We start from the raw sequence: 12,146 nt of genomic DNA, 5'->3' as shown, positions 1-12,146 counted from the left end.
GTATCATTGTACCACATAAACAGTCATCCTGTGTTCATTTCATTGCAAAGGAGCTTTAAAATAGGCGCAGCAGCTTTGCGTACTGTACGGGCAATCTGTTTATCGTCTGTCGCCCAGCGGCCTTTCCACTGCAAAGATAGCAATGTAGCATCAGAAAGTCTCGGCACGACAGCGAGTGGCTCGGCCGGAAATAAAGCGAGCCATTCGCGCCTGCCAGTGAAAGCGACTTCCTTGTTCGCAAGATACAACAACTCGGATCCTGCTGCTCTAAGCTCTGCGTTCAACTCAGACAAACGTTTAAGATCCGATGCACGCCACTTTGCCACGACAGGATCTCCCACGGCAATCACGAATCTCGCACCTTGCATCAAACGCTGCGCCTGCGGCTCCTTCCATTTTTGTGATAAGTCGATCAGATGAAGCGAAGTACGACTATGCTGAAGCATCTGATCAAACCTAACATCCACTTGCTCTGCCTCCATATCCTGTTCGTTATGCAGCGCAAACCAATTCACTTGCGGTTGCATCTGACTGTATTGATAGTAACGTCTATCGAGCGCCTTTGTAACGATGCCTAGTCCATCTTTCATGCCGCGAATACCATTAAGCCATGCATGCCATTCAGGTCTAGCATGTTCATATTCGGCTGCAGCTACAGAAATGCCGTTTGAGCTTAGCAGATTGGCAAAGCAATGCGTTAGAAACGTTGAACCAGCTCCCGGTGAGATCGACAGCACACAGACCGTGATAGGTTTATGAGTCCGAAAACTATCAAGTTCTGAACCAAGAGTCCATTCATACGGTGAATGAGAGCGATTCATATAGGGAACGAGCGCTTCCTCTACATCCTGCATTGTACGATAACGCATACGTGGATCAGACTGCAATAAGCGTCTAAGAACCGACTTGAATGAAGTCGGAATATCCTTCGACATAGATTGGAACGGCTCGTCTTGATTCATATGTTCTTGCGGCTGTTTATAAATAAGTCCGCCGCTTGACATGTAATAGAGCAGCGCTCCCAAGCCGTAAATATCCGTTCGTTCATCGCTTTGTCCACCGCCCGCTTGCTCAGGAGCAGCAAAGCCATATGTACCAAGCAGGGCGGTGTCCTGCACCACATGAGGCTTATAATGTCTAGATATGCCGAAATCAATAAGCTTAACCTGAGCATCAGCGTCGATCATAACGTTGGAAGGCTTCAAATCCCGATGAATAATCGGTGGTTCGTTCGCATGCAAGTATCGCAGAGCAGCGCAAAGCTGCTTTGCGACATGCATCATTTGCTCGAATGTCATCCCAAATCGAGAGGAACGATAATAATCGCTTATCGTCTGACCCTCAATGTAAGCCATTACGAATGTCTCAAAGCTGTCTTCAGATGCCGGATAATAGTCTAATATAACTGGCAAGTTCGGATGGTTGACCGTCATGAGTAGTTTTGCCTCATCAGCGAATGTTCCTGTACCTGGCTGCGGGGCAATGACTTTAATGGCCCTCCGTTTATTCGCAAGCCTCAGATCTTCTGCTGCATATACGATTCCCATGCCGCCTATTCCTAACGTGCCAACGATGCGATAGCGGCAATCAAGCACCATTCCCGGTTCATAAGGATCAAACTGATCATTAGCAGCTCCCATTTGCTCCTCCTTCATAACAAAAAAGCATCCCGACGGCATATGTGGGTACATATGCCATCAGGATGCTTTCCTGAGCAATTCTTTAAAATATAGGAAAGGATATGTTTGCCCAATCCTTCTCTAAATTTCTCTGAATGAAATACGCCGTGCCGCCAAAGGACGGTAACAGCCGTTTCACCTTATAATTGTAACTTTACCATAAAGCTTTGTATTGGAGCAAACATCAATTAGAATACACGTTTTTTGGCGTTTAGAAGCTCGGCAAGGAATGCAAGCGCTAAACCTTGTCCCCAGCCTTGTACACGCTTATGCGCAACATCACGATAGCCCTGCTGATCATTCATGACTGCCGTTCCTGCTGAGACGTTCATAACCGAGCCATCATCTGTAATTCGACTCAAAATACCAGCAATCGAACGTTGTATATACTTATTGTATAAGGAGCCAAAGGCGAACAAGCCGGTCGCAATTCCTGCCGAACCCGAAGTCTCATGATAAGAGGTGTCATCGTTTAGCACCGTATGCCATAAGCCATTATCGTCCTGCAGCCGAACGAGCGTACTTAGCTGGTCACGCATGGACCCTTCTATGATCATAAAAGCCGGATGCTGGACCGCGATATGCGGCAGCGCCTTGGCCATTGTCAAGGCTGCCCATGAATTGCCGCGTGCCCAGAAAATCGACGACATATGGTTCTGTGCGATATTGTCCCAGCCATGGTAATACAAATTCGTCGTCTCATCTTGAAGGAAATGCTCATGACCATGATATTGCTTGATGCCATCCTCCAAGTAATCAGCTCGATCCAGTAAATGCCCCATGCGAACGAGGAAATATCCCGCCATCATCATCGTATCTACCCAAGCTTGTTCAGGGAAATTATAGTTTTCATCATTGACCGTATGTTGGAATACACCGTCTGCAAAACGAACCGCATCGTTTTTTAAGTACTCGGCCATTTGAATAGCCACATCCAAATATTTTTCATTATCAGTCACTCTGTAAAGCGAGATAAGTGCATGTCCAATTGACACACCATTCACTGACAGCTTAGGAAGTCCATCCTCCAGCTTCTCATCCACCCATTCTTGCAGAAGCTTGATATAACGCTCGTTGCCTGTTGCTTCGTATGCTTCTGCAACGCCGTAGAACGCTACTCCCCCCGGCCAATCCCAGCTGAAGTCCATCCTAAAGGTACGATCGACGACCCTGTCTATTACTTCCCGGATATGTTGATCATCAAATTGAAGCTGCGGCATTTCCATCTCCCTCTTTCCCATTTCGTAGATGTGGCTATTTCAAACCACTAGTGCTGATGCCCTCAACAATGTATTTCTGGAAAGCAAAGAATATAGCGAGTACAGGGATCAAGCTAACGATTGACATGGCGAACATCGCACCCCAGTTAGAGACGGTATCACTATCTAGGAACATTTTGAGTCCCATCGAAACGGGATATAAGCTTGGGCGGTTCAAGTAAAGCACCGGTCCGAGCAAATCTTCCCATCTCCAGTAAAAGGAAAAAATCGAAGCCGTTGCAAGTGCTGGCACGACAAGCGGCAAGATGATTCGGAAGAATAACCGAAACTTCCCACAGCCGTCAATCGTTGCGGCTTCATCCAGTTCGTTCGGAATGGTGCGAATAAACTGAACGAGCAAGAAGATGAAAAATGGAATTCCAAAATATTGTGGAACCACGATCGGTTTTATGGAATTCAGCCATTCGATCTTAGCGAACAAAATATACTGTGGTACAAGCACAACGTCATGTGGAAGCATAAGCGTTACCATCATGATGCCAAACCAGAATGTTTTGCCGGTAAAGTTAAGTCTAGCGAAACCAAATGCGATAAATGCCGAGGACAGTACAGCCCCTATTGTCGCTATAATAACGATTTCGAGTGAATTCATAATGAAAGTTCCGAAGGATTGACCAGCAATGCCGATCCAGCCGATCTTGTAATTCTCCCATATCCAAGGCTGCGGAATGAGTGAATCTGCCGTGGCGAATATAAGATTACTTTGCTTGAATGAGCTCATCAACAGCCATAATACGGGATAAACCATAACCAATGCGAGAGCAGCTACAAAAATGTGGTAAATCGGCCACTTCAATTTTTTAAATATCATGATTAATGGCCACCTTTCGACTCATAATGCACCCATTTTTTGGATGTATAGAACAGGATGCCTGTCAGGATTGCGATAATGATCAGCATGATCCAGGCCATAGCAGAAGCATAACCCATATCAAAGTAAACGAATGCTTGACGGAACAAGTACAAGGAGTACAGCAGCGTACCATCGAGTGGACCACCCTCGCCTTTGGAGATGATATAGGCAGGAACAAATGTCATAAATGCACCAATGGTTTGCATGATCGTATTGAACAAAATGATAGGACTAAGCATTGGAATCGTAATTTTGAAGAAACGAATAATCGGGCCTGCACCATCTACATTCGATGCTTCATACAATTCTGGCGGTATGTTTTTAAGTCCAGCAAGGAAAATAAGCATGGAAGAACCAAATTGCCATACGGACAATGTAATTAACATCCAAAGTGCCGCTATTGGTTCAGCAAACCATCTAACGCTATCTAAACCGAGTGAATTCAGAAGAATATTTATTACCCCTTGGTCTCCGAACAGGTTGCGCCACATGATTGATACGGCAACGCTGCCACCAATAATAGAAGGAAGATAATAAACAGTCCGATATAACCCGATTGCTTTCGAGGCTGTATTCAATATCATTGCAATAAACAAGGCAAATGCCAATCTAAGCGGTACACCGATGAATACGTATAAAAAAGTAACCTTTAACGAAGCCCAAAACTTGGAGTCATCTGTAAACATAGATGAGTAATTCTCTAATCCAATAAAGGATGGTGTCGAGAGAAGATCATAATCCGTAACGGAGAAATATAACGATGCAGCCGCTGGAATTAACGTGAAGAATAGAAATCCAATGATAAATGGTCCAATAAAAGTGTAACCAATCAGGTTGTTTTTAGATAATAGCGATTTCATCTTATCCAGCTCCTATACGAAGTCTAGCTTGCCTTTTCTATTGTATCCAAGCAAAAACGCCTGTGGCGTCCTTTAGACGCTGAAGGAGCTTTGACGGTGAAACGGCGGTCGCCCTCCTTTGGGGGCGCGGCGCGTTTCTTTCCCAGAAATATAGAGAAAGAATGACGGAATGATATACTTTCCTATATTTCAAGCGAAACAGCTGATGCTGCGCTTAGTGACACAATTAATCGAATGATAAGGCTGAAAGTAGAAAATGCGATGGCCGATCTACTGACCACCCATCGCATCTACTCAAACAATATTACTTGTTTTTCTTAAGAATGGAGGTTGCTTCTTCTCTAAATTTCTTAGCCGCATCTTCCGGCTTGATTTTGTTGTAGTTCATTTGTTCTGCAAGGCTGGTCAACGATTTGAATACCTCTGCAGAACCGATTGGATCTGCTGGATCCATTGGGGAACTGTTCTCTTCAGCCCATGCCACATAATCATATACTTGGATTTGAGCTTCAGTAGACACTTCTTTCAATGCTTCTTTCACTTTTGCAGCTACTGGAACGCCACGATCGCCCAAGATCAATTTATTAGCTTCAATATCGTTGACGAAGAAGCTGATAAATTTAGAAGCCTCTTCTTTTACTTTCGAATTCTCAGAAACGGAGAAGAACATACTTGGTTTCAAGAACAAACCTTTTGTCATTTCAGGGCCAGGCATTGCTGCAAGGGCAAGCGGACGATTAGCTACTTGCTGCAAGCCTACGAATTGGTTAGACCATTGCCATACGCCGATACCTTGATTAAGTACGAGATGGCTGTCTTCAGCGCCTTTGATTTGAGCAAGAACATCTGGAGAAGGAACAGCGCCGTCAACTACAAGCTTTGCCAGCTTTCCGAAGAAATCAGTGAACATTTGATCGTCTTCATAGCCTAGTCCATTACCTTCCGCATTAAACAATGTTTTGTCTAGTGTACGGAGATAATATCCGAAGAATACTTCAGCACGCATACCGCTATCGAAATACAAGCCCGCAGCCTTTGCTTTTTCTGCCATTCCGACATAATCATCCCAAGTGAAGTTTTCAGGAATGGAATCGATGCCTGCTTTTTTCAGCAAAGCCGGATCATAGTTGAATCCAAGCGCATTGACACCTAGGTTTATCCCGTATAGCCCATCGCCTAGTTTACCGCCGTCAATCGCATTTTGGCTGATGTCGCTCACATCGATTTGATTGCCAAGGAATGGTGTCAAATCTGCTAGTTGGTTCCTGCCTGCATATTGGGAATAGTTTTGCGTATCAATTTGGATAATATCAGGAAGCTCATTCGCAGCCGCTTGTGGAGCCAGCTTCTTCCAGTAATCATCGTAGTTCGCATATTCCATTTCGATCGTCACATGCGGGTTTTTAGCTTTGTACATCTCAATGACCTTCATCGTGTAATCATGTCGTGGCTGACCGCCCCACCATGCAATACGGAGTGTTACTGGCTTTGCTTCTGTTGATTCTTTCACTTCGGTTCCTGTTGAAGGTGTGTTAGTGGAGTTAGTTGCGTTACCATTGCCGTTATTCCCTCCGCAAGCGCTTACGAGAACCATTGCAGCAGTCATGAGAGTCAAAAGCATTTTCTTCGGTGCTTTCATTGTGTTACGCCCCTTCCAAACTCTTTAATGTTGTTTACAAGCTTTATTATAGGCCGAATGTCGAATCATCGGAATTCAAAAAACCGCTTTCTTTGTTAAAAAAACAGAGGTCGCCATTATGGCGACCTTTTAAATTCCGATGGCGTGAATCCGGTATGCTTTTTGAATACTTGGCTAAAATATTGAGGATTATCTCCGAAACCAAATCTCTCCGCAAGCTCGAACACCTTTACGTCACCGGTCTTTTCGATTTCTTCCATTGCCCGCTCCATCCGCAAACGGACCACATAATTTGAAAACTTCTCGCTCGTTTCTTTCTTGAACAATTTGCCTAAATAATCGGCATTCATATACAAGATTTCGCTGGCTACCCAGCCTAGGGACAGCTCAGGATTCGAAATTTGCTCTTCGATTACGCTGATCATCTTCTCGATAATAAGGGAGTGCTTCTTCGTATACGTCTGAAAATTTCGCATGCAAATTTGCTCAGCGCTTTCCGTAACGAATTGCTCGAGAGCCCTAAGTGTGTAGAAGCTATCGAACTCAGCAATTCGAGTGAGGTATTCATTGATCTCGTCCGGTTTTCCTTGCCGAACAAGCGAAATATAAAGTGGAATGACATACGACTTAGAGAGATGTGTATCCATCCGACTGTCTGCCAGCAAACCAAAATAATTTTGCAGCTCCGCTTGGACAAATACCCAGTCTCCTGACTTCACATGCATACAAAGCGGCTCTTCATCGTAGATAAATGCTTCTAAAGCGTTTTCATCGCCGCGTTCGACATCAACCTGCGTAATGATGCTTCCCTCACCCAAATAAAACTGGTAATTTAAACATTCAAGTGTATCACGGTACATTTTGCGAGCATCTGTTATTGGCCCTCCATCACTAACAGCAACAGTCGCATCTAGCTTATAGTAAGTGGAAAATGTCTGCTTGATGGCTATGAGCATGGGGAACAAACTGTCTTTTTCTATTATTTCCTTAATGAGCAGCAAGACATGCTTTCCAATCGTAGTGCTTAAGAGAACAGTGGCTTTGCCTAGAACATCTTGGGCAATATTTTTGATGGCAAACATATGCTCGAATTCAAACTTGCCTTCGATTTGGAATAAGAGCAGCTGTACTTGATCATCCTCAACCGTTATATGGAATAAGTTACCGTAATCATCCCAATCCCTCTGTCCATAGGTTTTGTTCGTAACGAGCTCCTTGAGGAATTGTTCCTTGGCATGTGGAAGCACCTTGGAGAGCTCCTTCTGAATATTGTGCATGAATTTCTGCTGCGACTGCTGCTCTTCCAGATCAGCAATAACTTCGGATAATGCATCCGTTATCGTATTCTCATTGCATGGCTTCAGCAAATAATGCTTAACCCCGAATTGCATCGCGGTTCTTGCATAATCGAACTCACTAAAGCCAGACAAAAGGATAAAGGCGATATGCGGGTATTTTTCGTGCACCTTTTCTACTAATTGAAGACCGTTCATGCCTGGCATCTTAATATCGGATATGACAATATCGGGCATATGACTTTCGATAAAGGCCATGGCTTCAAGACCGTTGCGCGCCGTACCAGCAAGCTCCGTATTATAGTTTTGCCATTTGACGGTTAAAGATATGCCTTCAACGATGATGCGTTCATCATCAACCAACAATACCTTATACATGAGAATCCCTCATTTCGTAAGGAAGCATCAGCTTCACACATGTGCCTCCGTTTGGATCGCTCTCGACCGATAACCCATAGGCTTCGCCATATAGAAGCTTAATCCGATCTTCTATATTTTTGAGACCAAGTCCTGAACCTTTCGTTTTCACTTGACCGCTTAGCAATTGAGCAACGAACGACTGCTCCATACCCGGCCCATTATCCGCTACGGTTATGAACAGCCAGTTATCCTTTGTATAAGCACCAATTTTGATCATGCAGGTGTCAATCATTTGCTCCAGACCATAATTGATTGCATTCTCAACAAGTGGCTGCAGGGATAGCTTGGGGATACTGCAATACATCAGTTTCTCAGGTACATCCACATGGAAATCCAATCGTTCCTCGAAGCGGTATTTCTGAATGGTTACATAATGATTAATAATATCCAGTTCTTTACTCATCGGGATAAGCGGTTCCTTCAAATTGATAGAAGTACGCAGCAGCGAACCTAATGCTTCAACCATTTGCGATATATGAGTTTGATTGCTAAGCTTAGCTGACCAATTAATGGATTCCAATGTATTATACAGAAAATGCGGATTGATCTGCGCTTGCAGCGCCTTAAACTCCGTATCGCGAATCGTTAATTGCTTCACATAATTTTCATGGATGAGCTCATTGATTCGTTCTACCATAATACGGAAATTTCGATGCATTTGTCCAGCTTCGTCCATGGCAAGCGTTCGTTCATTCGGTTCTTCGATGTATTCGAAATGGCCGAGTTGTACTCGTTTCATTTTGGCATTCAATCGCTCAATCGGCTCCGTTATACCTCGTGCGAAGCTGACCGCAATCAACAGAATGACGATGAACAACACAGCGAATATGAGAAGAATTGTATTCTTAACCTTAGCTACTCGATCAAAAATATCATCAAAAGGAATGAACGTGAAGTAGGTCCATTCTGTATAGGTTGAAGCAATGTACGTGACAAAATATTGCTTCCCTTCATACTTGATTACCTTGTAGCCTTCTTCACCGGATACAGTTGCCAAGGTATCGATTGGAAATGCCGACGCCTCTGGATAGATAGCTTCATTATTTTTCATGATGATGAGGTTTGCATCGTTGCTGCTCATCCCTTTCGCAAAGTCGCGAAACAGCTTATTCATATCGATTCGCAGTGCAATGGTGCCGATGTGATCCAATTTCAATTGTTCGAAGGACCGGACTTCTCGTGCAGCAACTAAGGATTTATCATTGCTAGTCGGAGCAATCCATGTGCTACCCCCTTTATTAACAGCCGTCAATTGCTTGAATTGGTCCAGACGATCCTGGAATACCGTAATAGAATTGGCACCAACGGCGTATTCATTATCATTTACATCATAAAGCTGAGCCGATAAGACGTACTTGTCCAATGCGCCGATATTGACCATTCGTTCTTTGACCGTCAATTGAACGACATAATTATCGTAATCGGATAAGCCGCTTTTAATAGATCGCAAATAACGCTGAATGGTTGAATCCGTAGATAACATAAACGTTAGTTTTTCCATCCTTTTGAGCTCGTTCTCAATACTTATGGAAGATAAACTCAATGCTTTGGAGGATTGCTTATAGATCTCTTGGTCATAGAAGTCGAAAGCGTATTGCTGAATGATAATCGCAAGAATGGAAACCACGAGCATAATGACAGAGATGAGCACAAACATTTTATGCTTGATTCTAAGATTTGTGTAAAGCGCTTTCAATTTGAACATGTTCAAATACCGCCTCCCATCACCACACTGATTGCCAAAATAAGAGCGCCCTGCCTAGCGGCGGGCGCGGTTCCTCTTATTTTTTTATCAAATATAACGTAATTTCTTCACGATTGTGGAAAAGCTGCTTTGCTTTCTGAAGGACGAACTCTGTCGATAATCTCGAAATGACGTCTCTGATGGTTTGCAGCGGTTTACGATGCATAAGCTTTACCGTTATGATTGCTGTTGCACCGCTTTTAAGCGCTTGCTCCAGATCAAGTACCAGCTTGCACATAAGCATAGGGCTCCAGCTCATATCACATACTAATAAATCAAACGTTTCAGGGCCCAACTTCACCTCAGACGCATTTTTCTTCAAATACGTTAATGTCGGATAAGCCATCAAGGATGGGTGTAATTCAGCAGGATCGATTGCTGTTACTCGCAAGCCACGCTCAAGAAGCAGCGAAGTCCATCCTCCAGGCGCTGCACCTACATCAAGCGCTTGTTGAAATCCGGCATAATTCAATTGAAATGCACGTTCTGCCTCAAGTAGCTTGAATTTCGCCCGCGATACCTGTCCTTCTTCTCGTTGGAAACGTACAGCCCCGCCTGGCCAGTCAGAGAGCATGTCTGCTGGAGCACCGAATCCCGCATACAGTTTATCTGCTGCAGCATAGATAGCTATAATAATATCCGGTTGTTGTACAACGGGCTCTGCGCCTATTTCCTCCAGCACCGCGTCAATAACCGCTTTCGTATCTGCTGCTGTGTATACGAAGGCTGTCTTGGATGTGCGTCTGATATGAACGGATACCCGTTTATTCTCAAAGGACTTAACGGCATTACGTACCATATTGGACAAATCCTCTAGGTCGTTCGCACTTCCTGCAATGTCAATTGTACGATCTACCGGCTGCATATGACGTAGAAAGATTGGCTCCTGCTGATGAATAGCTTGCAGCGTATCTTTGCGGTCGAGCGAGCTTGTCCATAAAAAAACCTCGCCGGCAGCAAGCTGCGTGAAGGCAGCGCCATCGACAATCCGGCGGAGCTCCTCCATCGCGTATGATGCATAAGTTTGATTAGCTGTTCCGATCCATTGACTCACGTATGTTAAACCTCTTTCATTATGAATTACTCTTTGATCCTTCATGGAGAGCAGTACTCTATCTGATAACAAGTCACTCGCTCTGCCGAATACCTCCTAGCATGAGGCATTCGGCAGAAGGTTCTCCAAGATGTCAGCGTTCGGCTATTTCGTTAAGCAGCGTATCTGGCATCGGGCCGTTGAACAGCTTCGTATCCGTAGGCGCGCTGCTTGACAGCAAATGATACATCTGAATACGTCCTGCTGCGCTTGAGGTATGCAAGTAAATCTGGCGAGGGAATCGACCTGTTTCGACAATGTGACGAACTACCTCATACCCTGTAGGCTGCGCCCATCCCAGATCATAGTCCAATGATAGAATATCTATCTGCTCCAGATCCAGAAGCTGCTTGCAATCCTCAGCATTACTAGCAAGTACAAATCCCTTAGGGCATACTCGGTAATCATCGAGATAGACATGAATCATAAATAACCCTCCATTCAACGGAATTTCATTGGATGCCGGCTTAATGCTCTTTTTGACAGTTTGAACATACAAATGCCTTTTTGGCCGAAACCTCGATTTTCTCAATTGTTTGTCCGCAGCCTGCACAAGCCTGACCCTCGCGGTCATAAACTTGAAAAGATGTCCTGTAATTCCCTATGTTTTGCGCCTCTGACGTCAACGGCTGTTCACCAGCCCCGCCGCCTGCAATCGCTTCCTTTAATACCTTATGCATGGCTGCATATAGGCGTTCCCAGCTTTCCTGCTCGAACATAGGAATCTTTGCATCTGGGCGGATGGCAGCTGCATAGCAAATTTCATCTGAATAAATGGTTCCGATTCCGGAAATAACGTTTTGATCCATTAAAGCAGCTTTAATAGCGCCTCTTTTTTTGGAAAATCGTGCGGAGAAACGCTCCAACGTCAAATTTTTATCCAGCGCATCCGGACCCATCTTTCCGAGCTTGCCTTCCACTTCTTTCACGGTCAGAAGCTGCAGATCATCTGCCCGCAATCCAACTGCGAATAAGATAACATCCCCGAATACAAGCTTTAGCTGCGCACTGCGGATAGGTTGGTCCGTTTCACTTCCGATATACAAATAAGCGGCTTGCCCCAAATGAATCATCAGACGTTTCCCGTTGTCCAGATGCAGCAGAAGATGCATCCCGCGCCGCTCAACAAACCATACCACTTTCCCAATTAAATCTCTTTGGATCTGTTCCTCGGTTGCTTGCAAGATTTTTGAGCTTGATACCGCAGCTCCAGTCAGTTGAGCGCCTGCTAATTTCTCCGTTAGCAATCTTTTGTATATGTCCAATTCAGGTAATTCCTGCAT

The 12,146-nt window shown here is 44.5% G+C and carries 10 protein-coding genes; all 10 read right to left on the bottom strand.

The features are described from left to right. Positions 1–23: 23 nt before the first annotated feature. A complete protein-coding gene (locus tag FGT79_RS02260) occupies positions 24–1,640 on the bottom strand; it encodes a serine/threonine-protein kinase (protein WP_171056044.1) in 1,617 nt (538 codons plus the stop codon). A gap of 227 nt (positions 1,641–1,867) precedes the next feature. Further along, positions 1,868–2,899 (bottom strand): glycoside hydrolase family 88/105 protein, encoded by a 1,032-nt coding sequence (locus FGT79_RS02255; protein ID WP_138751158.1) that lies wholly within the window; start codon positions 2,897–2,899, stop codon positions 1,868–1,870. 34 nt (positions 2,900–2,933) lie between these two features. Beyond that, positions 2,934–3,770: a carbohydrate ABC transporter permease gene (locus tag FGT79_RS02250; RefSeq protein ID WP_138751157.1), complete on the bottom strand. Its 837-nt coding sequence runs from the start codon at positions 3,768–3,770 to the stop codon at positions 2,934–2,936. Between the two features lie 2 nt (positions 3,771–3,772). Next, positions 3,773–4,672 carry a carbohydrate ABC transporter permease gene (locus FGT79_RS02245; protein ID WP_138751156.1) on the bottom strand — a complete coding sequence of 300 codons (900 nt, stop codon included), beginning with the start codon at positions 4,670–4,672 and terminating at the stop codon, positions 3,773–3,775. A 304-nt stretch (positions 4,673–4,976) separates the two neighbouring features. Further along, complete coding sequence (locus tag FGT79_RS02240) at positions 4,977–6,311, bottom strand: ABC transporter substrate-binding protein (RefSeq protein WP_138751155.1); 1,335 nt, start codon at positions 6,309–6,311, stop codon at positions 4,977–4,979. A 116-nt stretch (positions 6,312–6,427) separates the two neighbouring features. Beyond that, positions 6,428–7,984: a response regulator gene (locus FGT79_RS02235; RefSeq protein ID WP_138751154.1), complete on the bottom strand. Its 1,557-nt coding sequence runs from the start codon at positions 7,982–7,984 to the stop codon at positions 6,428–6,430. Beyond that, on the bottom strand, positions 7,977–9,731 hold the full coding sequence (locus FGT79_RS02230) for a sensor histidine kinase (RefSeq protein ID WP_138751153.1): 1,755 nt from the start codon (positions 9,729–9,731) through the stop codon (positions 7,977–7,979). Before FGT79_RS02230 ends, FGT79_RS02235 begins: the two co-directional genes overlap by 8 nt. A 76-nt stretch (positions 9,732–9,807) precedes the next feature. Continuing rightward, positions 9,808–10,824 carry an SAM-dependent methyltransferase gene (locus tag FGT79_RS02225; protein ID WP_246096104.1) on the bottom strand — a complete coding sequence of 339 codons (1,017 nt, stop codon included), beginning with the start codon at positions 10,822–10,824 and terminating at the stop codon, positions 9,808–9,810. A gap of 133 nt (positions 10,825–10,957) precedes the next feature. After that, positions 10,958–11,290, bottom strand: a complete 333-nt coding sequence (locus FGT79_RS02220) for a cyclic-phosphate processing receiver domain-containing protein (protein ID WP_138751151.1) — start codon at positions 11,288–11,290, stop codon at positions 10,958–10,960. A gap of 40 nt (positions 11,291–11,330) precedes the next feature. Continuing rightward, positions 11,331–12,146: an Fpg/Nei family DNA glycosylase gene (locus tag FGT79_RS02215; protein ID WP_138751150.1), complete on the bottom strand. Its 816-nt coding sequence runs from the start codon at positions 12,144–12,146 to the stop codon at positions 11,331–11,333.

It is taken from the genome of Paenibacillus sinopodophylli (assembly GCF_005930355.1).
GTDB lineage: Bacteria > Bacillota > Bacilli > Paenibacillales > Paenibacillaceae > Pristimantibacillus > Pristimantibacillus sinopodophylli.
The sequence above is the reverse complement of the archived record's forward strand: the minus strand, read 5'-3'. Positions and strand labels throughout refer to the sequence as shown.